The organism is Brachybacterium halotolerans subsp. kimchii, assembly GCF_020792675.1.
Lineage (GTDB): Bacteria > Actinomycetota > Actinomycetes > Actinomycetales > Dermabacteraceae > Brachybacterium > Brachybacterium halotolerans.
The window spans coordinates 1,750,375-1,773,256 of sequence record NZ_CP086254.1 but is presented as its reverse complement, the minus strand read 5'-3'; the positions used below and the strand labels follow the sequence as shown (position 1 = coordinate 1,773,256).

The 22,882-nt window shown below is 72.7% G+C and carries 17 protein-coding genes; 13 read left to right on the top strand and 4 right to left on the bottom strand.

Annotation, left to right across the window (positions count from 1 at the left end; genetic code table 11):
* Nucleotides 1–22: 22 nt before the first annotated feature.
* Nucleotides 23–532 carry a DinB family protein gene (locus tag Bra3105_RS08140; RefSeq protein WP_228359382.1) on the top strand — a complete coding sequence of 170 codons (510 nt, stop codon included), beginning with the start codon at nt 23–25 and terminating at the stop codon, nt 530–532.
* Nucleotides 533–550: 18 nt separating this feature from the next.
* On the opposite strand, the gene Bra3105_RS08135 is transcribed toward Bra3105_RS08140, so the two are convergent.
* On the bottom strand, nt 551–1,270 hold the full coding sequence (locus Bra3105_RS08135; protein WP_228359381.1) for a phosphotransferase family protein: 720 nt from the start codon (nt 1,268–1,270) through the stop codon (nt 551–553).
* A 384-nt stretch (nt 1,271–1,654) separates the two neighbouring features.
* On the opposite strand from Bra3105_RS08135, the gene Bra3105_RS08130 reads away from it, so the two are divergent.
* Nucleotides 1,655–1,903 (top strand): nucleotidyltransferase family protein, encoded by a 249-nt coding sequence (locus Bra3105_RS08130; protein ID WP_228359380.1) that lies wholly within the window; start codon nt 1,655–1,657, stop codon nt 1,901–1,903.
* A 58-nt stretch (nt 1,904–1,961) separates the two neighbouring features.
* Here the strand turns inward: Bra3105_RS08130 and Bra3105_RS08125 are convergent, their stop codons facing one another.
* The gene (locus tag Bra3105_RS08125) at nt 1,962–3,602 is read right to left on the bottom strand and encodes a dihydrolipoyl dehydrogenase family protein (RefSeq protein WP_228359379.1); all 1,641 of its coding nucleotides are present in this window, start codon (nt 3,600–3,602) and stop codon (nt 1,962–1,964) included.
* A 101-nt stretch (nt 3,603–3,703) separates the two neighbouring features.
* On the opposite strand from Bra3105_RS08125, the gene Bra3105_RS08120 reads away from it, so the two are divergent.
* The 5 genes from Bra3105_RS08120 to Bra3105_RS08100 all read left to right on the top strand — a co-directional run bounded on the left by Bra3105_RS08120 (nt 3,704) and on the right by Bra3105_RS08100 (nt 10,776).
* Nucleotides 3,704–4,360 carry a GntR family transcriptional regulator gene (locus tag Bra3105_RS08120; RefSeq protein ID WP_228359378.1) on the top strand — a complete coding sequence of 219 codons (657 nt, stop codon included), beginning with the start codon at nt 3,704–3,706 and terminating at the stop codon, nt 4,358–4,360.
* 194 nt (nt 4,361–4,554) lie between these two features.
* Nucleotides 4,555–5,850 (top strand): MFS transporter, encoded by a 1,296-nt coding sequence (locus Bra3105_RS08115; RefSeq protein WP_228359377.1) that lies wholly within the window; start codon nt 4,555–4,557, stop codon nt 5,848–5,850.
* A gap of 206 nt (nt 5,851–6,056) precedes the next feature.
* Nucleotides 6,057–7,250, top strand: a complete 1,194-nt coding sequence (locus Bra3105_RS08110; RefSeq protein WP_228359376.1) for an ROK family transcriptional regulator — start codon at nt 6,057–6,059, stop codon at nt 7,248–7,250.
* Nucleotides 7,251–7,415: 165 nt separating this feature from the next.
* A complete protein-coding gene (locus Bra3105_RS08105; RefSeq protein ID WP_228359375.1) occupies nt 7,416–8,984 on the top strand; it encodes a sugar porter family MFS transporter in 1,569 nt (522 codons plus the stop codon).
* A 220-nt stretch (nt 8,985–9,204) separates the two neighbouring features.
* On the top strand, nt 9,205–10,776 hold the full coding sequence (locus Bra3105_RS08100) for a sulfatase family protein (RefSeq protein WP_228359374.1): 1,572 nt from the start codon (nt 9,205–9,207) through the stop codon (nt 10,774–10,776).
* A 60-nt stretch (nt 10,777–10,836) separates the two neighbouring features.
* Here Bra3105_RS08100 and Bra3105_RS08095 read toward each other — a convergent pair whose 3' ends face one another.
* Nucleotides 10,837–11,628 (bottom strand): maleylpyruvate isomerase N-terminal domain-containing protein, encoded by a 792-nt coding sequence (locus tag Bra3105_RS08095; RefSeq protein ID WP_228359373.1) that lies wholly within the window; start codon nt 11,626–11,628, stop codon nt 10,837–10,839.
* 79 nt (nt 11,629–11,707) lie between these two features.
* Nucleotides 11,708–12,718 (bottom strand): serine hydrolase, encoded by a 1,011-nt coding sequence (locus tag Bra3105_RS08090; RefSeq protein ID WP_228359372.1) that lies wholly within the window; start codon nt 12,716–12,718, stop codon nt 11,708–11,710.
* A 197-nt stretch (nt 12,719–12,915) separates the two neighbouring features.
* Here Bra3105_RS08090 and Bra3105_RS08085 point away from each other — a divergent pair, with 197 nt between their 5' ends.
* The 6 genes from Bra3105_RS08085 to Bra3105_RS08060 all read left to right on the top strand — a co-directional run bounded on the left by Bra3105_RS08085 (nt 12,916) and on the right by Bra3105_RS08060 (nt 22,757).
* Entirely contained in the window at nt 12,916–14,076 is a 1,161-nt protein-coding gene (locus Bra3105_RS08085) for an exonuclease SbcCD subunit D (RefSeq protein WP_228359371.1), read from the top strand.
* Complete coding sequence (locus Bra3105_RS08080) at nt 14,073–17,351, top strand: AAA family ATPase (RefSeq protein ID WP_228359370.1); 3,279 nt, start codon at nt 14,073–14,075, stop codon at nt 17,349–17,351. The genes Bra3105_RS08085 and Bra3105_RS08080 overlap by 4 nt, the downstream gene beginning before the upstream one ends.
* 400 nt (nt 17,352–17,751) lie before the next feature.
* Nucleotides 17,752–19,611, top strand: coding sequence for an RICIN domain-containing protein (locus Bra3105_RS08075; RefSeq protein ID WP_228359369.1), 1,860 nt, complete (start codon nt 17,752–17,754; stop codon nt 19,609–19,611).
* A gap of 385 nt (nt 19,612–19,996) precedes the next feature.
* On the top strand, nt 19,997–21,154 hold the full coding sequence (locus Bra3105_RS08070; RefSeq protein WP_228359368.1) for a VanZ family protein: 1,158 nt from the start codon (nt 19,997–19,999) through the stop codon (nt 21,152–21,154).
* Nucleotides 21,155–21,190: 36 nt separating this feature from the next.
* Nucleotides 21,191–22,147 (top strand): beta-ketoacyl-ACP synthase III, encoded by a 957-nt coding sequence (locus Bra3105_RS08065; RefSeq protein WP_228359367.1) that lies wholly within the window; start codon nt 21,191–21,193, stop codon nt 22,145–22,147.
* 103 nt (nt 22,148–22,250) lie between these two features.
* On the top strand, nt 22,251–22,757 hold the full coding sequence (locus Bra3105_RS08060) for a DUF456 domain-containing protein (RefSeq protein ID WP_200501475.1): 507 nt from the start codon (nt 22,251–22,253) through the stop codon (nt 22,755–22,757).
* Nucleotides 22,758–22,882 lie beyond the last annotated feature (125 nt).

The window sequence follows — 22,882 nt, the reverse complement described above, 5'->3', positions numbered from 1 at the left end:
TCTGAGCCCCAGACTTCCCACCATGGACGACACGAGACGCTTCGGGCCCATGGTCGCGGGGGAGCGGGAGACCCTGGATCACTGGGTCGACTTCTACCGCGAGACCCTGCTGCTCAAGATCGACGGACTCGATGCCTCGCAGCTGTGCGAGAGGCCCCTCCCGCCCTCGGCGCTGAGCCCGGTCGGGATCCTCCGCCACCTCACCGAGGTCGAGGCGTACTGGCTGCGCGAGGTGCTGCTCGACGAGCAGCTCCCCGACTACTACTGCACGGCGGCCAGCCCCGACGGGGACTTCGACGACACCGACCACGCCACCGCGCTCGCCGACGTCGAGCGCTACCGCCGCGAGATCGAGGTGACGCGCACGGGCGCGGCGAGCTGGAGGGACCTCGACGGTCCGGTGCGCGGACTGCGGCGTGGGGAGCAGGTGAACCTGCGCTGGATCCTCACCCACCTCATCGAGGAGTACGCCCGCCACCTGGGGCACCTCGACCTCGTGCGCGAGGCGATCGACGGCCGCGTGGGGTACTGAAGGGGCGGTGCGTCGGCATCACCGCAGGGCGGAGAGGAAGGGTGCTTGGTGCTGTTTTGCGAAAGAGCGCTCTGCGCTCGCCCACTCGACCGCCCGGAGCGAATGCGCGAGTCGATCCTCCGTGGTGCCGGGACCCTTGGCGATCTGCTGTTCTGCGTCGATCACGCGCTGCTGAGCCTCGAAGACGGCCGAGGGCATGTCGTCGCCATTCAGTGAGGAGTCATAGGCGTCTCGGAATTGCGCCAGACGTCGTGCCTGGTCCTGTACGGGGACTCCGCCGATCGACTGGATGCACCACGTCCATGCCGCATAGCCGACGTCCTCGAGCGGGTCGCCCGCGTGCATCGTGTCCCAGTCGATGAGGGCGACGGGCAGGCCATCCCGGCAGATCACATTGGACGGTCCGGGATCGCCGTGGAGGAGGGCCGTGCCGACGGGGACAAGATCGCTTCCGTGCGTCAACGCATGAAGATGATGCAGTATCCGGGCTACTTCTCCGTATGCGCGTTCGTCGCGCTGGAGCGGATGCTCGGTCGTCGCGCCCTCGATGAACTCGAAGACGTCCCGCCCCTGTTCATCAGTCCCCAGGTACCCGGGGGCTGCCTGGAACCCGTGCGATGCGAGCCAGGGCAGCGCCGCTCCCACCTGTAGAGAGCGTGGCCCGCGGGGTCGAGGCACGGTGTCCCCGGCGCGGACCACCCCGGGCGTCATGTTTCCTCCGACCAGGGATTCCTCCATGAAGTCATGGTCCCTGCCAGCCCCTGACGCCGCCATGGCATTCCTCGGCGATCGACGGCGACGCGCCACGCGGCTGCGAAGGGGCCGACGTGTTGATGGCGGGGAAGCTCGGGCGCCCGAAGGGAGTAGCCCCCGTGTTCAAAATATAGGACTTGCTATACTTGAGATATGGAGTCGCTTGAAGCGGTGGCCGCCCGATCGGATGCGGCTGTACGGACGGCGCGTCAGGAACTCGTCGCTGCGATCAGGGCCGCGCATGCCCATGGAGTCACCCAGTCGGAGATCGCTCGGAAGACCGGCCGGAGCCAACCGGAGATCTCCAGGCTCCTACGCTTCCACGGCGTGACGGAGAGGGGCCGAGCGCTCAGGAGCGCCCGTCGGGACGTGATCGACCTGATGCGCCGTGCGGGCGACGACGTGCGCGTGTTCGGTTCGGTCGCGCGAGGGGCGGATGCGGACGGGTCGGACATCGATCTGCTGTTCACACCCAGGCGGCCGATCGATCTGATGGATCTCGCTGACCTCGATATCCGCCTCACCGAACTCGTCGGCTACCCCGTCGAGGCCGTTCCCGACACCGATCTCCGCGACGCGATCCGCGAACGCGTCCTGGCGGAAGCGGTGCCGCTGTGATGGGGCGGGAGGGGCGCGTGGATCATCACCCTGACCGCGAAGAACCGACGTCCAGGCATCACCCCCGCGGCGCCGCGTGCCGGTACTCGCGCGGCAGCTCCTCGAGCAGGCGCAGCCACAGCTCGGAGGCGGTCGGGTAGCTCGGCACCGCATGGCGCAGCACGTCGACGGGGACCTCGCCGACGATCGCGACGGTCGCTGCATGCACGATCTCTGCGGCGTCCGGGCCCGCGAAGGTCGCGCCGAGCAGGCGATGGGTCCTCGCGTCCACGACGATCTTCGCGACCCCGGAGGCGTCGTCCCGCAGCAGGGCACTGCCGGCGGCCCCCTCGAAGGGCACCTGGGCGATCTCCACGTCGAAGCCCGCCTCCCGCGACGCCCGCTCGGTGAGCCCGACGCTCGCCACCTGCGGATCCGTGAATACGACCTGCGGGACCGCGCGCCCCTCGGCGACGGCCTCCGGCGGAGGCGTCGGCTCGACGTCCGCGAGCGAGGCATCCCGGATCTCCTCGCCGATCACGCGCGCCCGGTACTTGCCCCAGTGCGTCAGCGGCGCCTCGCCGCTCGCATCGCCGACGGCATACAGCCAGTCCGGCAGCGCCGCGCCCGTGACGTCTGCGGGGGAGAGGCCGACGGCCTCGAGCCCCACGTCCTGAAGCCGCGGCCGACGGCCGGTCGCCACGAGGATCTCGTCGGCCGTGAGGACCTCGCCGTCCGCGCCGGCACCCGCGGTGCCCGCCACGCGGACCCGCACCTCGCCGCCGTGCAGGCGGCCGATGCCGCTCTCCCCGTCGGCCCCCGCCGAGACGCCGTCGCGCGAGGCGTCCTCGGCCGATGTCCCGGTGAGCACACGCACCCCGATCGCCTCGAGACCCGTGCGCACGTGCTCCGAGGCCTCGGGCTCGGCCGACGCCAGCAGCCGATCCCCGCGCACCAGCATCGTGACCTCGCTGCCCAGCGCCCGCATCCACGTCGCCGCCTCGCACGCGACCACGCCGCCGCCCACGATCAGCAGCCGTCCCGGCACCTCCTGCACCCCGGTCGCATCGCGCGAGGTCCAGGGCGCGAGCGCCGCATAGGGGGCGGGGATCACCGGCTCGCTGCCGGTCGCGAGCACGACCGCACGACGGGCGCGCAGGACGCGCGGCGCCCCGTCAGCCACAGTCCCGTCGGCCGCTGCCCCGTGGGCCGCAGTCCCGTCGGCGCCCTGCCCGTCGGCCGCTCGCACGGTCACCTCGCGCTCACCGCTGAGCGCCCCGTGGCCGCGCACCACGGTGAGGCCCGCGCCCTCGGCCCACTGCACCTGGCCCGTGTCGTCGTAGTGGGAGACCCAGTCGTCGCGCCGCGCGAGCAGCGCCTCGACGTCGATCTCCGGGGTGGTGATGCCCGGCAGGTGCTCAGCCGCGGCGCGCACGTCGAGCGGGCGCAGCAGCGCCTTCGAGGGCATGCACGCCCAGTAGGAGCACTCCCCGCCCATGCGCTCGCCCTCGACGATCGCCGCGCTGAGGCCCGTGCCCTCGATCGCGTACTGGGCGACGTTCTCGCCGACGGGCCCGCCGCCGAGGACGATCACGTCGACCTCGAGGACGTCGCGGGAGGGGGCGGACGCGGAGGTCGGAGTTGCGTCGGACGAAGAAGTGGGAACAGGAGAAGTGGAGGCGGAGCGCGACGCTCCGGCGGTCTGCGGATCGCTCGTCATGTGAGCCACGCTACGCGCGTCGGGCTGCTCGTGCGTTCCCTCGCTCACGCGAAACCACGGGCTTGCGTGCAAGCTTGCATGCAAGTCTTTAGGCTGGACCCGTGAACTTCGAGCACGACGAGAGCGCATCGCCCGCACAGGCTGCGGCAGAGCGCGCCTATGAGCACGTCAAGAGCGCCATCATCCGGGGCGAGCTGGCCGGCGGGGAGAGCGTCAGCGAGAACGCGTTGCGCCGAGAGCTCGACCTCTCCCGCACCCCCATGCACGAGGCGTTCCTGCGACTGGCCGCCGAGGGCCTGCTGAGCCTCGAGCACCGACGCGGCGCCGTCGTGCGACCCATGTCCCCGCACGAGGCCCGCGACGTGCTCGAGATGCGTGAGGCGATCGAGTCCGCCGCAGCGGCCCGCGTCATCGCCGACGGCGCGGCGGGGGACCTCGCGTCCGCACTCGAGGGCCTGCTGGACGAGCAGTCCCGGGCGATCGAGGCCGAGGACATCCCGGCCTTCATCGACGCCGACTCGCGCTTCCACTCCGCCGTCATCGACGGCTCGGGCAACGCCGTCGCCGTCATGTTCACCGCGACCCTGCGCGACCGCCAGCAGCGCCTGCGCCACCAGCTCATGCGCGTGCGCCCCGAACAGCTGAGCGCCTCGCTCGAGCATCACCGGGAGCTCGCCCGCGCGCTCGCCGAGGGCGATCCCGCCGCCTATGCCCGCACCCTGCACGAGCACGTCGCCTCGCATCGAGGTGCCCTGTGAGCGTCACGGAGACGACGACGAAGACCGAGACAGCGACCAAGAACAGAGCGGAGACGACAGCGGTGACCGACACGGAGGTCCGGACGAGGTCGGAGCCGCTCGACGAGTCTGCGACCGGGACGACGACGGCCCCCGCTGTCTCGTCGGCAGCGGAGGAACCGGCGGCTCCGGGGCGCCGCACAGGTCTCGGCGGGGTGAAGCCCTGGATCGCCGCCTGGGGCGCGGTCTTCGTGTGCTCCTGGGCGGGCAACCAGTTCAGCCCGCTCCTGCTCATGTACGAGGACAGGGAGCACTTCTCCTCGCTCCTGGTGAACATCTTCCTGGGCGTCTACGTGCTCGGGCTCGCCCCCGCCCTGCTGCTCGCCGGATCCCTCTCCGACCGGCACGGCAGGCGTCCGCTCATGCTCGTCGGCGTGCTCGCGGCGCTGATCGGGAGCATCCTGCTCGCCCTCGGGCCCACCGGGGCGCTCTTCCTGGCGCTGGGCCGGCTGTTCTCCGGCATCTCCGTGGGCATCGCGATGGCCGTGGGCAACGCCTGGATCAAGGAGCTGTCCCAGGGGCGCTTCGACCCCGGCGCCGCCGAGGACTCCGGTGCGCGCCGTGCGTCGCTCGCCTTCACCACAGGCTCGGCGGCCGGAGCGCTGCTGGCCGGGCTCGTCGCCCAGTGGGGCCCGCTGCCCGAGGTGCTGCCCTTCCTCGTGCACCTCGCGCTGACCGTCCCCTTCCTGGTGATCGTCGCGCGCCTGCCCGAGGGGCGCGTCCCCGGCGGACTCCCCGGGCCCTGGTGGCGCCAGCTCGGCGTGCCGAGCGCCGGGCACCGCCGGTTCACGCGCGTCGTGCTGCTGGGGGCGCCATGGATCTTCGGCTCCGCCGCGATCGGCTACGGCTACCTGCCCACGCAGCTGGCCGGCGCGACCGGCACCTGGGGCCTGGTGTGCGCGACCGCCGCCACGGTGATCGCGCTCGGCGTCTCCAGCGCGATCCAGCCGCTCGCCCAGAGGGCGCACTCGCTCGAGTCCGCCCGGGGCCTCGTCGCGGCCGTGGGGATCATGCTGCTGGGCATCGCCGCCGTCGCCCTCGCGATCCGCACGCAGTCGGTGGCGATCGGCCTGGGCGCGAACGTCGTGATCGGCGTGGGCATGGGCATCGCGCTGGTCTCCTCCCTGCTCGAGGTGCAGCGCATCGCCGGTTCGCGCGATCTCGCCGGGCTCACGGGCGTCTTCTACGCCGCCGCCTACGCGGGCTTCCTCGCCCCCGCGGTGATCGCCGCCGTCGCCCACCTCGTCGACGTGCAGGTCGTGCTCGCCGTCATCGTGGCCCTGGGTGCGGTGTGCTGGGTCGGGATCCTCGTCTCCTCCCGACGCCATCTCCCGGCCGACGAGCGCCATCTCGCGGCAGACGGGGGCCATCTCGCGGCAGACGGGGGCCATCTTCCGGCTGACGGTCCCGGTGCGCGTGAGGACAGGCTGGTCGCGGCCACCGATCGCTGATCACGGCGCCCCGCCGCATCGAGCATCGCTCGACCATCGAAAGGTGAGTTGTCGTCGTATCCCGACGTCGAGAGGTGAGTTGTGGTCGTCAAAAGGATGCTTTGACGACAACAACTCACCTCTCGATGCGATGTGACCTGCGTCCCATCTCGCTGGTGATTCTGCACCGGCGAGATGGAGGAATTCGCCGCCCCTAGCGTGGGGGCATGTCCACGACGGGGTCGCTGCCGACTCCCGCCCATCCGCGCGAGGCCGAAGTCATCAACGCCTTCCGCGGCGGCGGGACACTCACCCGCGCGCTCATCGCGGAGTCGACGGGCCTGAGCCGCTCGACCGTCTCCGCCGTGCTCACCCGTCTGGTCGAGGAGGGCGCCGTCGAGGTCGTCGGCCACGACGAGCAGCCCGGCCGCGGACGCCCCACCGAGCGCGTCGCGATCGACCGGACCGCCGTGCGGGCGATCGGCATCGACCTCGCCCACGGCGCGGTCCGCATCGTCCACCTGAACACCCTCGGCGAAGTCCTCGCGAGCCGGGAGCAGACCCACGACGAGGGCCTCGGCGCCGCCCGTCGCCGGCAGCTCGTGCTGCGCATGCTCGCGGAGCTCGACGCCGCGGACGCCGCGGGCGGCGCAGACGGCGCGGACGGCTCCGGGGAACCCGCGGGGCCGGTGGAGCCGGGGAGGTCCACCCGCCGGACCGCGCTGCGCGGCGTCGGCCTCGGGATCTCGGGCCCCGCCGCGCTCACGCGTCCCGAGCGCGCGCCCTGGCACGGGCTCGTCGAGGCCCTGGAGGCGCGCTACGGCGTGCCCGTCCACGTCGACAACACGACCCGCTGCGCGGCCTTCGCCGAGCACCTCGCCGCGGGCGACGGCCACCGCATCACTCTGCACGTGCGCTGCTACCAGGGCGTCGGCGGCGCCGTGGTGCGCGACGGTGCGCTCGACCTGGGGGCCGACGGCATGGCCGGCGAGATCGGCCATCTGCCCGTCGAGATCCCCGGCATGGCCTGCCGCTGCGGACGCTCCGGATGCCTCGAGACCGTCGCCTCGACGCCGGCGGTGCTCGCCGCTCTGCGCAGCCACGGCGTGGTGCTGCGCTCGCCGTCCGCGCTGCGCGACGCGCTCGCGGAGGACGCCCCGCAGCTGCGCGGGGTGCTGGATCGCGTCGCCCGCGCGACAGCTCGGGCGCTCGTGCTGGCCACCACCATCGTCGACCCCGACGAAGTCATCCTCACCGGCGACCTCTTCGACGCCGACGACCGCCTCCTCGAGACGATCCGCCCGCTCGTCGGCGAGAGCGTGGGGGAGCGGTTCCCCCTGATCCCCCTCGAGCGCGGACGGCTCGACGCCTTCGCAGGCGCCACCGGTGCCGCCCTCGTCGTCCTCCACCCCCGCACCTGAACCTCCGCCGCGACCGGCGCGTCGGCGCAGCGCACGTCGTCGCGCCCGCCCGAATCCCCGCCTCGCACTCCGCTACACACCCCGCTTCACACCCCGCTGTGCCCAACGGACCGCATCCCGCCGCAGCCCGTACCGCCCCCGCCGACCAGGAAAGGACCTGATCGCATGACACACCCCGACCCCTCCACGACCGCCGGGCCCGGTCCGGGCGTCCCCGCCCCCGAGGCGACGCCCGTCGTCCCGCCCGCCGCGCGGCGCCGCGCCCTCGGTGCGGCGCTGGCCGCCTCGATCTCCGGCCTGATGTTCGGCTGGGACGCGATGTCCCTGAACGTCATCAAGAACGCGCTCGCCTTCCACACCGGCGCGAGCACCGGGATGCTGGGCTTCGCCGTCGCCTTCGGCGTGCTCACCGCGGTGCTCGGCGCGTTCCTCGCCGGACGGCTCTCGGATCGCATCGGCCGACGGGCGATCATGATCGTGGCCGCGATCCTGTTCATCGTCTCCTCCGTGGGCACCGCCTTCGTGGGCGACTCGATGGCGATGTTCCTGTTCTGGCGGATCTTCTCCGGGATGGCGATGGGCGCCGCGATGACCATCGCCCCCGCCTACGTCTCGGAGACCTCGCCCGCCTCCATGCGCGGCATGCTCGTCTCCCTGCGCCAGTTCATGCTGATCATCGGCCTGTTCGTGTGCGGGCTGCTGGGCGATGCGATGCTCGCCGCCGCGCCCGCCCCGCAGGGCGACGCACCGCTGTCGACGTCCCAGCTGGGCCTGCTCGGCCTCCATCTGGAGGTCTGGCAGTGGGCCTTCCTCTCGGTCGCCCTCGGCGGCGTGATCTACCTGGTGGCCTCGCTGCTCATCCCCGAGTCGCCCCGCTTCCTCATCGCCCACGGCCGCACCGACCAGGCCCGCGCCGTGCTCGCCCGCACCGTCGGCGAGGAGGGCGTGGACCAGCGCGTCGAGGAGATCACCCGCTCCCTCACCGACCACGGGTCCGGCCACGGCTCCGGCCGACGGGGCAGCGGCTTCCGCGCCCTGCTCGTCCCCGGCACGTCCCGCCTGCAGCGCATCGTCTGGGTGGGCATCGGTCTGGCGGCGCTGCAGCAGCTGGTCGGCATCAACGCGATCTTCTACTACGCCACCACGATCTTCGCGACCATCGGCTTCGGCGAGCAGGACGCCCTGAAGCAGACCCTCGTGCTCACCGCCGTGAAGGTCGTCGCGATCATCCTGGGCATGCTGCTCGTGGACCGGGTGGGCAGGCGACCGCTGCTGCTGTGGGGGTCGATCTCGATGTTCGCCGCGCTCGTGGTCACCGCCGTCATCATGCTGACCGCGCCGCAGGTCGCGCAGGACGGCGGCGGCACCGCCCCCGATCTCGCCTCCTCGCCGGTGCTCGGCATTCTGGCGCTGGTCGCGCTGTGCCTGTACGTCGGCGCCTATGCGGGGACCTGGGGCCCGATCATGTGGGTGCTCATCGGCGAGATGTTCCCCAACCGCATGCGCGGCGCAGCGACCTCCGTCGCGGGCGGCGTCGAGTGGGCCTCGAACTTCGCGGTCACCCTCACCTTCCCTGTGCTCGCGGCCTGGTCGATCGGGACCACGTACGCGGTCTACGCGATCATCGCGCTCGCCTCGATCCTCTTCGTCCTCAAGCTCGTGCCCGAGACCAAGAACCTCGAGCTCGAGCAGATGGACGACATCGTCGACGCCCCCGCCGCCGCCCGCACCTGACCGACCTGACGCCCCTCGCACCCGGGCGCCGTGCCCCCGCACCCCGTCGGGCCGTGAGAAGTACGAAACGGTTGCCAAGAGCGTCCATCACAACGATTTCGTACTTCTCACGGCCCAGGCCCGGGCCGAAGCGGGCTCCGGGCCCGGGGTGCGGGGCGGCTCGCGGCCTCGTTCTTCGTCCCACCGCACGTTCCTCGTCCTCGATGGAAGGATTCTGATCATGACCTCCGGCTCCGCCACCTCCGCCACCGGCACCCCCACGCCTGATCCCTCCGCCACCGGCACCGCTGCCCCCGATGCCCCCACCCGTCGGAGCATCCTCATGCTCATGACGGACCAGCACCGGGTCGACACCCTGGGCTGCTACGGGAGCCCGATCTGCCGCACACCGCACCTGGACGCTCTCGCGGCCGAGGGCACGCGCTTCGAGAACTGGTTCACGCCCACGGCGATCTGCACGCCGGCGCGCGCGTCCCTGTTCACGGGCGCGGCCCCCTTCCGGCACAAGCTGCTGGCGAACCACGAGCGCAACGTCGGCTACATCGAGGACCTGCCCGAGGACCAGTGGACGGTCCCCGAGGACCTGCGCGCGAGCGGCTACGAGTGCGGGCTGGTCGGCAAGTGGCACGTGGGGGAGGAGCGCACGGCCGCCGACTTCGGCTTCGAGGCCGAGCACTACCCGGGCTGGCACAACGCCGTGGACCACCCCGACTACCTGGCATGGCTCGAGGAGAACGGGCATCCTCCGTACGAGATCAGCGACCGCATCCGCGGCACCTTCCCCAACGGCGAGGTCGGCAACCTCATGGCCGCGCGCCTGCACCAGCCCGTCGAGGCGACGTTCGAGCACTACCTGGCCGACCGCACCATCGAGATGCTCACCCGCTACGCGCAGGGGGCGCGCAGCGGCGAGGCGCCGTTCTTCGTGGTCTCGAGCTTCTCAGGGCCCCATCTGCCCTACGTGATCCCCGACGAGTACTTCGACATGTACGACCCGGCGGACGTCGAGCTGCCCCGCTCGGTCGCCGAGGACTTCGCCGACAAGCCGCCGGTGCAGCGCAACTACTCCGGGCACTGGGCCTTCGACACCATGACCGAGGAGCAGTCGCGCAAGCTCATCGCCGTCTACTGGGGCTACGTGACCATGATCGACCGCGAGTTCGGGCGGATCCTCGCCGCGCTCGACGAGCTCGGCCTCGCGGACACCACCGCTGTCGCGTTCAGCTCGGACCATGGCGAGTTCACCGGCTCCCACCGCCTGCACGACAAGGGCCCGGCGATGTACGACGACATCTACCGCACGGGCGGCATCCTGCGCGTCCCCGGCTGCCCGCCCCAGGTGCGGGAGGAGTTCGTGAGCCTCATCGACCTGCCCGCGACCTTCCTGGACCTCGCCGGTCGGCCGACGGATCCCGTGGTGGACTCCCGCTCCCTGCTGCCGATCGTGCGGGGAGAGCATCCGGAGTGGGATGAGAACGTGCTGTGCGAGTTCCATGGCCACCACTTCCCGATCGCCCAGCGCATGCTGCGCGGGCCCCGCTTCAAGCTCGTGGTGAACCCCGAGTCGCGCAACGAGTTCTACGACCTGGAGTCGGACCCCGACGAGCTCTCCAACCGCTTCGAGGACCCCCTGCTCGAGGAGCCGCGCCGGGCGATGCTCGCCGAGCTCTACGATCGCCTGCGCGAGCGCGGCGACAACTTCTACCACTGGATGAGCTCGATGGACGCCGTGGGCCACCTCGACCACGACCCGACGATGTCGGGACTCGACGAGTCGACCTATCGGGGCTGACGGGCGGGAAGGCGTCGCCGTCCGGCGTCATCGGCTCGGCACGCCGCCGGCTCGACTCCCTCAGCCGACGGGGTAGGGGAGGCCCTGCGCGATCCGGGGAGGGAGGGCCGCGAGCTCCTCGGCCGACGGGTCGCGCCGGCCCGTGAGGATCCGCAGCAGGTCCGCGTCGGGGACATCGATCAGCGGCGCGTCGCCCGATCCGGTGATGACCCGGATCAGCAGCCCGCGGGCGCGCGCGAGGGAGGCGGCCGACGGGCCGGGCCTGCTCGGCGTTCCCTCGACGAGGTCCAGGTGGTGCAGCGTCCACTCGAGCACGTAGGCGTCCGCGAAGTCCCCCGCGCTCAGCACCATGCCCTGAGTCTCGACGAGTCGGTCCGGATCGGCGTCCCGCACTGCTCGCGCGGCGGCGGACCCCAGGTCGTCGAGGTGGAAGATGAGCAGGGCGGGATCCTCGTAAGCCGCGGCGAGGCGGGGGATGAGCGCATCAAGCGGGTCCTCGCCCGTCGGCGCATCCACGATGCTCCAGTAGCCCGCAGAGTCCGCGGGACGCTGCAGCTCCGCGTCGGCCGACGTCGCGCCGCTCGACCCGGCTGACGTCGCGGCGCTCGTCCCGGCCGGGGTCGCACCCCGGGGCCCGGCCCACGTCCCGGCCGGGGTCGCGAGCGTGATGAGCACGTCCTGCACGTCGATCACGAGGTGGCAGACGAGGTCGCGCACCAGCCAGCCGCGGCACCCCGACGGGTGGGCGAAGGCCTCGGCAGGGAGCGCGTCGACGGCGCGCCGCAGACCGCTCCACGCCTCGAGGAAGGCCTCGATCCGGGCGTCCCTGCCCGGTGCTGCTGTCCGCCCCATCACGCACCTCGCTCCTCGCGCCCTGTGAGGGATCGTGCCACGCCCTTCGGGGCGGCGTCGTGCCCGACGCGGTGGGCGCTCAGTCCAGGGCGTCCACCACGTGCCGGGTGACCTGGGCGATCAGGTCCGCCGGGAGCTCGGCGTCCTCGGTGCGGCCCGTCGTGTAGACGGCGAGCACGAGGGGCGCCGCGTGCGGGCGGGTGATCACGGCGATGTCGTTGCTGGTGCCGTAGCCGCCGGCGCCGGTCTTGTCGGCGACGGTCCAGGACGACGGGACGCCCGCGCGGATCGCCGCGTCCCCCGTCGTGTTCGCCCGCATCATCGCGAGCAGCTGCGCCGAGCGGTCGCGTCCGAGGGCACTGCGCCCAAGCCCAAGCCCAAGCCCAAGCCCAAGCCCGTGGCCGTGGCCGTGGCCGTGGCCGTGGCCGAGCGTCGCAAGCTCCAGGTCGGCTGCCATCTGGACGGGCGTGGTCGTGTCGCGGGCGTCGCCAGGGATCGCGGTGTTCAGCTCGGGCTCGGTGCGGTCGATCCGGGTGACGGGATCGCCGAGGTGCCGGAGCCGGCGCTGCACCGCGAGCGGCCCGCCGAGCTCCCTGAACAGCAGGTTCTGAGCCGTGTTGTCGCTGCGGGTGAGCGCGGCGTCGACGAGGTCGATGAGGCGCATGCCCTCGTCCACGTGCTCGGCGGTGACGGGGGAGTACTCCTCGAGATCCTCGGCGGTGAAGCGGATGATCTGCTGCAGCCGCTCCTCGGAGGCCTCGCGCAGGACGAGCGCCGAGGTGAGGACCTTGCCGGTGGAGGCGAGGGCGAAGCGCTCGCGGCCGCGATGGGTGAGAGCGCGGGAGTCGCCGACGACGCGGGCGCTCACCCCGATCCGGGCGTCATGGGCGGTCTCGAGATCCGCGAGGGCGCCCCGGAATTCCCGCCGTGCGTCTCTGCGCTCGTCGGCGTCGGCGTCGGCGTGGGCGTCATTGTGGGCGTTAGCGCCGGCATGGGCGTCGGCAGCGGGATCGGCGCGGGCCGCGGAGGTTGCGAGGAGGCCCGGTGTGATCGCGGCGGCGGAGAGCAGGACGCGTCGAGGGATCGTCATGCAGCCATCCTCGCGCCCGCGCCCGAGCGCCTCAAGACGAGCCGTGCCGGAGGGAGGATCCGCGCCGGCGGGGCGGACCCGCGCCGGGAAGCCGCGGCATCGTCGGTTCCCGGACGGCCGAGGCCGCCCAGTTCTCCCGTCGGCCGCAGCCGGTCCGTGCGCCTCGGATGTCCCCGCCCCCGCATAGGCTCGACACCATGAAGATCCTGCACACCTCGGACTGGCACCTGGGGCGCACTCTGCACGGCGAGGACCTGCACGAACACCAGGTCGCCTTCCACGACTGGCTCGTGGACCTGGTGCGCGAGCGCGAGGTCGACGTGGTCGTGATCCCCGGCGACGTGTACGACCGCGCCGTGCCGCCGATCCCCGCGATCCGGCTGCTCGGGCGCACCCTCTCGCGCCTCGCGGAGACGGCGACGGTGGTGCTCACTCCCGGCAACCACGATTCCGCGGACCGTCTGGGCTTCGGCCGCGAGCTCATGCGCGCGGGCGTCCACCTGCTCACCGACACCCCCGGGCTCGACCATCCGGTGAGCGTCGAGGACGAGCACGGCGAGGTGCTGTTCTTCGGCCTGCCCTATCTCGAGCCGGACACGGCCCGCCACCGGCTCGTCCCGGAGGGGGAGGAGCCGCTGGGCCGCAGCCACGAGGCCGTCACCCGCGCCGCGCTGGACCGGGTGCGCGGGCGCGCGGCCGAGCATCCCGGGGCCCGCACCGTGGTGCTCGCCCACACCTTCGTCAGCGGCGGCGAGTCCAGCGAGTCCGAACGGGACCTCGCCGTGGGCGGCGTCGACTCCGTCCCGGCGCCCGTGCTCGCCGGATTCGACTACGTGGCCCTCGGCCACCTCCACGGGTGCCAGGACCTCACGCGGTCCGTCGGCTCCCCGGCGCGCTACTCGGGCTCCCCGCTCGCCTTCTCCTTCTCCGAGAAGGACCACCGCAAGTGCGTGCTCCTCGTCGAGCTCGGCGCGCCCGGCGAGGTCGAGGTCGAGCGCATCGGGACGCCCGTGCCCCGCCGCCTCACCGCCCTGCGCGGCGACCTCGAGTCGCTGCTCGCGCAGTCCGGCGCGCACGGGGATGACTGGGTCAAGGCGACCGTCACCGACACCGCCCGTCCCGCCCACCTGCAGGAGCGCCTGCGCGCCGCCTTCCCGCACCTGCTGCTCACCTCCTACGAGCCCGAGGGCCGCGAGGCCGGCGAGGCCGCGCCCGAGGTGCGGCGCGAGGCCGATCCCCTCGAGGTCATGGACGAGTTCCTGGGGTACGTCACGGGCGGCGAGCCGAGCGCGCGCGAGCACGAGGTCATGGACGAGGCGTACACGACCGTGCGCTCCCGCGGCCAGGAGGCCTCGTGAAGCTCCACCACCTGCACCTGCGCGGAATCGGCCCCTTCGCGGGCGCCGTCGACATCGACTTCGCCGCGCTCGGCGCGAGCGGCATGTTCCTCCTCGAGGGGCCGACGGGATCCGGCAAGTCCACGATCCTCGACGCGATCGTCTACGCCCTCTACGGGAGCGTCGCCGGCAGCGGCGCGAGCAGCGACCGGATCCGCTCCCAGTTCGCCGCCTCCGACTCCCCGAGCGCGGTCGACCTCGTGTTCGAGACCAGCGCCGGCATCTTCCGCGTCCACCGCGAGCCCGACTACGAGCGCGCCAAGAAGCGCGGCACGGGGACCACGAAGCAGCAGGCCAAGGCGCTGCTGTGGCGACTCGGCTCGCCCGAGCTGCTGCCCGGCGTGATCGCGGAGATCGCCGGGGGAGCGGCCGACGGGGCGGACTTCGCCGCGCGCACCGCGGGCACTGGGAGCGCGGCGGGCACGGCGGGCGCGGCATCCTCCCCGGCCGGCGCGGCGGAGCCCCTGGCGACCCGCCTGGACGAGGTGGGCCGCGAGATCCAGCGCGCCGTCGGCCTCAGCCGCGAGCAGTTCACGCAGACCGTCCTGCTGCCCCAGAACGAGTTCGCGCGCTTCCTGCGCGCCGGCACCGGCGAGCGTCAGCAGGTGCTGCAGCGCGTGTTCGGCACCGAGATCTATCAGGACGTCGAGAAGCAGCTCGAGGAGATGCGCAAGGAGGCCAAGCGCGAGGTCGACGCCGCGAAGGGCTCCCTGGGCCGCTCCCTCGCCCGCTTCGTCGAGGCCGTCGGCGTCGAGGGCGAGCCGCTCGACGCGCTCGAGGGCCATGCCGAGGCGCTGCGCCTGGAGGAGCTCGGCGCCGCCGCCCGCGAGCACCTCGCGGCGAGCCGGCAGGCCGCGGCCGACGCCGCGCAGGACCAGGATGCCCAGGCCGCTTCCGAGGCCTCGGCCCGCGCCCACGCGGAGCAGACCGCCCTCGCGCGCACGCGCATCGACCGCCGCCGCGAGCTCGACGCCCTCGGCGCGCGACTCGACGCCGCCGCCCCGCAGATCCGCTCGGCCCGCGCCCGCCTCGCCCGCGACGAGGCCGCCCGCCCCGTCGCCGAGCTGCTGCGCCGCCGCGACCAGGCCGCGAGCACTGCCTCCCGGGCCGAGAAGGACCTCGCGGACCTCGCCGAGACCACCCGTGCCCAGCATCCCGAGATCGCCGACCTCCTGGCGGGGGAGGACGCGCCCGCCGCGCTCGCCGCCTCCGCCGAGGAGGACACCGCGCGCGCCGGAGCCCTCGCCGACCTCGCCTCCCTCGAGGAGGGCCTCGAGAACCGCGGCGCACAGCTCGCCGCCCGCGCCGAGCGCAGCGACCAGGCCGCCCGCGACCTCGCCGCCCTCGACGAGACCATCGAGGCGCGCCCCGCCTCGAAGCAGGAGCTCCTCGCCACCCGGGACGACGCTCGCACCCGCGCCGCCGGCCTCGCCGATGCGCGCCTCGCCGAGAAGACCGCCGCCGAACGCCTCCAGGCCGCCCGCGCCGCCGCGCAGCAGCAGACCGCGCTGACCCAGGCCGAGACCCTCGCGGCGAGCACCCTCGAGGCCGCCCGCCTCGCCTCCGAGACCGAGTCCGACCTGCGTCGACGTCGCTTCGCGGGCATCGCCGCCGAGCTCGCCGTCGACCTCGGCGACGACGCCCCGTGCCCCGTCTGCGGATCCGCCGACCACCCGCACCCCGCGACCCCCACGCACGACGCCGTCGGCGCCGAGCAGGTCGAGCAGGCGGAGGCGCAGCGCCAGCAGGCCGAGCGCGCCTACCACGACGCCGCGCAGAAGAAGGCCGTCATCGAGGGCGAGCTCGAGGCCCTGCGCGAGCGCGCCGGCGGCCTCGACGCCCGCGCCGCCGAGGCCGCGCACACGGCCGCCCGTGAGGCCGCCGCGCAGGCGACGGCCGCGCAGACCGAGGCCGCCGAGGCGGAGACCGCGATCTCCGCCCACGACGAGGCGACCGCGAAGCTCACCGCCGAACGCTCCCGGCAGGCCCTCGCGCTCGAACGGGAGAGGACCGCGCAGCAGGAGGCGTCGGCCGCCCTCGAGAAGGATCGCGCCCGCGTGGCCGACGCCCGCGGCGAGGCGGAGTCGATCGCCGTGCGCCGCAGCCACCACGCGGCCCGCGCCCGCGCCGCGACCGCCCTGCGCGAGGCCCTGCGCGCCTCGACCGAGGAGGCCGCGCGCGCCGCGAGCCTCAGCCAGGAGACCGAGACCGCCCGCGAGACCGCGCGGGCGGCGCTGCGCGAGCAGGCGGAACCTGCAGCGTCCGAACCGACGGGGTCTGAAGCGGCGTCCGGATCGGCGGCGTCCGAACCCGCAGCGTCTGCTCCGACAGCGCAGGAGGGGGCCGACGACGAAGCCCTCGCCGATGACGCCGCCGTGCGCGAGGCCGTGCTCCCGGAGGCGGAGCGCCGCACCCTCACCGCCTCCCTCCAGCAGCGCGCCGTCGAGGAGTCGCGCCATGCCGACGGCCTCGCCGAGGACGGCGTCTCCGATGCCGACCCCAGCGACGAGGCGCTCGAGGCCGCCCGCGTCGCCGCCTCCACCGCCGGCGAACAGCTCGTCGCGGCGCAGAGCGCCCTGCGCGAGGCCTCCGCCGTCGCGGCCCGCCTTGGCGCCGTCGCCGAGCGCTCGGCCTCCGCCCTCGAGGCGCTCGAGCGGGCGATGCACGAGGTCACGGGCGTCAGCGAGCGCGCCGGCGTGGTCGTGCGCGTCGCCGACCTCGCCACCGCCCGCTCCGCCGACGGCCGCCGCATCCCGCTGTCGACCTTCGTGCTCATGCGGCGCTTCGAGGACGTCGTGGATGCCGCCAACGCGCGGCTCGCCCGCTTCTCCGGCACCGACCTCGAGCTGCTGCGCGACGACGGCGCCCGCGGCGCCCGTAAGACCGGCCTGGACCTGCTGGTCATGGACCGGCGCACCGACCAGGCGCGCGTGCCCGAGACCCTCTCCGGCGGCGAGACCTTCTTCGTCTCGCTCGCCCTCGCCCTGGGACTGGCCGACATCGTCACCGGCGAGGCCGGCGGCGTGCGCATGGAGACCCTGTTCATCGACGAGGGCTTCGGCTCGCTCGACCCGCAGACCCTCGAGACCGTCGTCGCCGAGATCGGGCACCTCTCCCAGCACGGCCGCACCATCGGCATCGTCAGCCACGTCGGCGACCTCAAGACCCAGATCGCCGAGCAGATCCACGTGCGCCGCGGCCCGTCGGGCTCCTCGACCGCGACCATCACCGCCTGAGCGGCCGACGGGGGCGTGGGCCGACGCGGGCAGCAGGCGGAGGCGGCGGCCGACCGCGGTGGCGGCCGACGGGACGGCCAACCGGGGGAGCGCAGCAGGCGGAGGCGGCGGCCGACGCGGGAGATCGGCCGTGTCCCTGCGCTCGAGAAGTACGAAGCGGTTGCCATGGACGCTCATGGCAACCGTTTCGTACTTCTCGTCGGGCGGCGCGGTTTCATACTTCTCGTCGGGCAGCGCGAGCGGACCCAACGCTGCGCGAATCGCAGCACCTTCAGCCGAAACGGCGCACAGGACGTCGGATGTCAATCGGTTTGCTGTACGGTCGTGCCGTGACCGGGGTCACCTCTCGGGGCCTCGGCATGATCTCGACCTCTTCATCCCCCACCCCCAGGACATCCCCATGACCAGCAGGTCTCGTGCTGCATCGATCCTGTCCGCCGCTGTCGCCGGGCTCGTGATCGCCACCCCGTCCCTCGCCTCGGCCGCACCGATGGCGCCCGGAGCCCCCGTCGCCGCCGACGGCTCGGACACCTCGCAGTCCGCATCCTCGTCGGCCGATATCAGCGTCGGTGCGCGCCACGACTACGCCTTCCCCGACGACACCCCGGCCGCGATGTTCATCGACGCCGACGGCAGCTTCCACGCGCAGTCGGCCCACGCCCTCTACGCGAAGGACGACCCGCGCGAGTGGCTGTTCTACAAGGGCACGACCATCGAGGACATGACCGCGGACAAGGAGCTCAACACCGCCGCGGATCCGGACAACCCGAAGCACCGCAACGACGACACCACGGTGCGCTGCAACCAGAGCCCCACCGGCAAGGAGGCCAGCAAGGACCCCACCGGCTCCTACAGCCAGAAGAACTTCTGCGACCTCGTGGGCGTATGGGTCGACCCCGACTCCGGGGACTGGATCGGCATCGTGCACAACGAGTTCACCGGGCGCCCCTTCGGCGACAGCCTGCACTACGACTCCCTGGACTACGCCGTCTCCACGGACCACGGGAAGACGTGGGACATCAAGGACCACATCATCACCTCGCCGTACTCCACGAAGCGCGGCGACGAGAAGCAGTTCCCCGAGGACACCTACAACTACGGCGACGGCGATCCGCGCCTGTTCGTCGACACGGCCTCCGGGTACTTCTACGTCTACTACGGCTCCCGCGTGATCGGGAAGCAGGGCAAGGGCGGGGAGAACGTGAACCTCTCCCATGTGGCCCGCGCGCCGATCTCGAAGAAGATGGCGCCGGGCTCGTGGACCAAGTTCTTCGACGGCTCGTTCTCCCAGAAGGGCCTGGGCGGCAAGGAGTCCAACCTGACCCCGGTCACCGACCGCGACGCCACCGGGTACACGGCCCCCGAGGACGACTACGACCCCACCACCAAGGGCAACACCGACGCCCAGGTGAAGGCGGGCGAGCTGCCCGGCACCTCGCCGCTGTTCGTCATGAACATCAGCTACGACGCGCACCTGGGGCTCTACATCGGCCAGCCCGAGGGCGCGACGCGCCCCGGCCCGCAGGAGTACTACGCCACGGACGACCTCACGAGCCAGAAGTGGCACCTCATCGGCACCGGCGACGACCAGGACTGGTCGTCCTGGTACCGGTGGATGGTGGACTCCAAGTCCCTGACGAGCGGCAACATCATCGGCAAGGACTTCCGCTCCTACTGCTCGATCTCCTGCACCGGCGAGTCCGACGGCGAGTACTTCGACGTCTCGATCGACAGTGAGGACGAGGCCGCGACCGAGGCCCAGAACCTCTTCTCGACGAAGAAGGCGTACACCCTCTCCACCGGGAAGCGCACCGCGCTGGCCCAGCAGAAGAAGGGGAAGGCGAAGGTCGTCGGCACGGCGCAGCGGACCGACGCCGGCGCGTCCTGGAAGATCGCCCCGACGGGCGACGGCGCGTACACGATCGCCAACACGCGCAGCGGCGCACTGCTCGGAGTGGACTCCACGACGACGACGCAGCGCGCCTGGGGCACGAAGGTGAAGGCCACGAAGGCGGCGGGGGAGCAGCACGGCAAGCGCACCGACCCGTCCGTGGGTCAGCAGTGGTGGGTCGTGCGCGACACCGACCCGACCACCGGTGAGCGCACGGGCACCTATCACCTGGTGAACCGCTACTCCGGCCTCGTCCTCGACCTCGAGGGCAGCGTGACCTCCGCGACCACGGACGCCGCCGACTTCCACGGCAGCGCCTCGACGGCCGACGAAGGGCAGTCCCTGAAGATCGCCGTCGCGAACGGCTGAGCGGCCCCGTGAGGGGCTGAGCGGCGAATGCGAGGGACTGATCGTCGAACGCGAGGGGCTGATCGTCGAAAGGGGCCGGGGCCGCGCCCGTCCTGGGTCCGCGAGAAGTACGAAACGGTTGTCATGGACGCTCATGGCAACCGTTTCGTACTTCTCGTCGGCGAGACAGCGGATCCGGCGGCCCCCACCGGGCGTCGCCGTCCTGCCCCGAGTCGCGCTGCCCCGCGCTGCCCCGCGCCGCCCCCGGCGGCCGCGCCCGTCGTCCGATCCGTCCCCGGCGTGACCCGGACACCTGCGCGGTCCGCTCATGGGTGGAGAGCGGGTCGCCCGCGAGCGCTCGCAGGCGGATGCCGCGCGGGGCCGGGTCGCCGTAATGTCCTGAGGCGTGAGCGATTGGACCTGGCAGATCCCCTTCTCCGTGATCGGCGGCGGCGTGCTGTTCGTCGGCCTGCTCGTGCCGATCCTCGTCCTCCAGTACCGCAGGTACGGACGGCTGAGCGTGCTGCGGCTGCTCGGCGCCGCGGCGGTGAGCGTCTACGGCGTCGCCCTGGTCGCCTACACGCTGCTGCCCCTCCCAGATCCGGCGCGGACCTGCGGCGAGGGCGCCGGCCGGACCCTGCAGCTGACGCCGTTCCAGTTCGTCGCGGACATCGCGCGGGAGGGCGGCGGGCTCGGGCTGCGTGACGCCGTCACCAGCTGGGCGGTGCTGCAGGCCGCGCTGAACGTCGTCCTGTTCGTGCCGCTCGGGCTCGCGGTGCGGGGCATGCTGCGCCGCGGGGTGCTCACGGCCACGGCGCTCGGCGCCCTGGTCTCCCTCGCGATCGAGGCCACCCAGTACACCGGGCTGTGGGGCATCTACGACTGCAGCTACCGGATCGCCGACGTCGACGACCTCATCCTGAACACCACCGGCGCCCTCGTCGGCGCCCTGCTCGCCCCGCTGCTCCTGCACTGGTGGATGCCGAGCCCCGAGCAGCTCACCGCTCGGCGCTCGCATCGCGTCTCGGGCATGCGCCGTCTGCTGGGCATGGTGGTCGATCTGGTCGCCGTCGGCCTCGTCGGGTTCCTGTTCGATCTCGGACGCGCCGTGGTCGAGCTCGTCTTCACCACGGACGCGCGGCAGGTCCACGAGCTCGGCGAGCCGGGACAGGCCCTGCTCCTCGTGCTCGCCTTCGCCGTGGTCTTCGCGCTGCCCGCCCTGGGGCGCAGCGGCGCCTCCCTCGGGCAGCGAGCGGTGGGCATCGCTCCGGCGTGGCCGAGCGGCGCCGGCGGCGTCGGAGCGCGCCTGCTGCGGGCGAGCGCCGTGGGCGGCGTCTGGACGGTGGGTCGGGCCCTCGCGCTGCTTCTGACCGCGGCGGGCATTCCGCTCGCGGCCGGCGCACTGAGCCTCGCGATCGGCCTGTACATGCTGGTCGTGCTGGTCTTCGCGCTCGTCGGCGACCATCGAGGGCTCTCAGGGCGCCTGGCGGGCAGTGCGATGGTCGATGCGCGTGCTCTCACAGATGCTGGCGCCACCGCGCGTCAGCGGTCCGCCGCGGCCTAGACTCCCGGCAGACCAGCCTTTGCAGGAAGGACCCCCATGCCCACCACGCCCCCGGCCGGCTCACGGATCGTCGGCACCGGTCACTACCGGCCCGAGCGGATCATGACCAATCACGACCTCGAGCAGATGGTCGAGACGAGCGATGAGTGGATCCGCCAGCGCACGGGCATCGAGTCCCGTCGCATCGCCGCCGACGACCAGGACGTCGCCGACCTCGCCGCCGAGGCCGGTCGCAACGCTCTTGCCGACGCCGGCATCGACCCCTCGCAGGTCACCCAGGTGATCGTCGCGACCTGCTCCAACCAGGAGCGCTCGCCGAGCGCCGCCGGTCGGGTCGCGCACCTGCTGGGCCTTCCCAACCCCGCCGCCTTCGACGTGGGCGCCGCCTGCTCGGGATTCGAGCACGCGCTCGCCGTGGCGGACATGTCGATCCGCGCGGGCGCCTCCACCACGACGCTCGTGATCGGCGCCGAGAAGCTCTCCGCGGTCACCGACTACTCCGACCGCACCACCTGCATCCTCACGGCCGACGGCGCGGGCGCCATGGTCCTCGTCCCGAGCGACGAGCCGACGATCTCGCCCGTGCAGTGGGGGACCGTCACCGATCTCGCCGACGCCGTGACCATCGGTCCGCCCAGCGGCTGCTTCTCCCAGCAGGGACGCCAGGTGCTCGGGTGGGCGCTGCGCGAGGCGCCGAAGCTCTCGCAGAGGATCGTCGAGTCCGCGGGCCTGACCATGGCCGACATCGACGTGTTCGTGCCCCACCAGGCGAACCTGCGGATGATCGAGCCGCTCGCCGCCGCCCTCGACCTGCGCGAGGACGCGATCGTGGCCGACGACATCATCACCTCCGGCAACACCTCCGCCGCGACCATCCCGCTCGCGATCTCCCGCATGCGCGAGGCCGGGAAGATCCCCGCGGGCGCGACGGCCCTGCTGGTCGGCTTCGGCGGCGGCTTCTCCTGGGCCGGCCAGGTCGTGCGCCTGCCCTGACCTGGTTCCGGATGCCCGGGGTCGACGGCTCGGGGCATCCGGTGCGCCCGCCCCATCCGGCGCGCCCGCCTGATCCCGCTCGACCCGCCCCTTCGGAGGCCCCGTGGATTCCCTGACCGTCCAGATCATCGTCACGATCGTCGTCGGCCTCGCGTACGTCGTGGGGCTCACGGGCATCGTGCTGCCGATCATCCCCGGCTCGATCACGATCCTCATCGGCTCGCTGGTGTGGGCGATCGTGCTGGGCGGCTGGACCTGGCTGGCCTTCGCGATCATCGCGGTCCTCTGCGCCGTGGGCATGACCTGCAGCTACGTCATGACGGGGAAGCGGCTCAAGGACAACGACGTGCCCACGTGGCCGATCCTCGTGGGTGTGGCCGCGGGCATCGTCGGCATCTTCGTGATCCCGTTCCTGGGCCTGCCGATCGGGTTCGTCCTGGGCCTCTACGGCTCCGAGTGGTACCGCCGCCGCGACATGAAGCTCGCCTGGGAGTCGAGCTGGATCGCCATCAAGGCCTTCGGCATCGGCGTCATGCTCGAGCTCGTGTGCGGCTTCGCCTCCACCCTCACCTTCGCGATCGCGACCACGCTGCACTTCCTCAACCGCTGAGTCGCCCCGCGCAGCCCTCGCGCACCCGCGTCACCCCCCCCGCAGCCCGCCCCCGCAGCCCCCGAGAGGTGAGAAGCTGCTGTCAAAAGGGCGGAATGACGACGTCTTCTCACCTCTCGGTGCGG

What these genes read in the sequence shown, in the direction of transcription:
- Bra3105_RS08140 (WP_228359382.1), top strand. Translation starts at nt 23, where the DNA reads ATGGACGACACGAGACGCTTCGGGCCCATGGTCGCGGGGGAGCGGGAG.
- Bra3105_RS08135 (WP_228359381.1), bottom strand. Translation starts at nt 1,270, where the DNA reads ATGGAGGAATCCCTGGTCGGAGGAAACATGACGCCCGGGGTGGTCCGC.
- Bra3105_RS08125 (WP_228359379.1), bottom strand. Translation starts at nt 3,602, where the DNA reads ATGACGAGCGATCCGCAGACCGCCGGAGCGTCGCGCTCCGCCTCCACT.
- Bra3105_RS08110 (WP_228359376.1), top strand. Translation starts at nt 6,057, where the DNA reads ATGTCCACGACGGGGTCGCTGCCGACTCCCGCCCATCCGCGCGAGGCC.
- Bra3105_RS08105 (WP_228359375.1), top strand. Translation starts at nt 7,416, where the DNA reads ATGACACACCCCGACCCCTCCACGACCGCCGGGCCCGGTCCGGGCGTC.
- Bra3105_RS08100 (WP_228359374.1), top strand. Translation starts at nt 9,205, where the DNA reads ATGACCTCCGGCTCCGCCACCTCCGCCACCGGCACCCCCACGCCTGAT.
- Bra3105_RS08095 (WP_228359373.1), bottom strand. Translation starts at nt 11,628, where the DNA reads ATGGGGCGGACAGCAGCACCGGGCAGGGACGCCCGGATCGAGGCCTTC.
- Bra3105_RS08090 (WP_228359372.1), bottom strand. Translation starts at nt 12,718, where the DNA reads ATGACGATCCCTCGACGCGTCCTGCTCTCCGCCGCCGCGATCACACCG.
- Bra3105_RS08085 (WP_228359371.1), top strand. Translation starts at nt 12,916, where the DNA reads ATGAAGATCCTGCACACCTCGGACTGGCACCTGGGGCGCACTCTGCAC.
- Bra3105_RS08075 (WP_228359369.1), top strand. Translation starts at nt 17,752, where the DNA reads ATGACCAGCAGGTCTCGTGCTGCATCGATCCTGTCCGCCGCTGTCGCC.
- Bra3105_RS08065 (WP_228359367.1), top strand. Translation starts at nt 21,191, where the DNA reads ATGCCCACCACGCCCCCGGCCGGCTCACGGATCGTCGGCACCGGTCAC.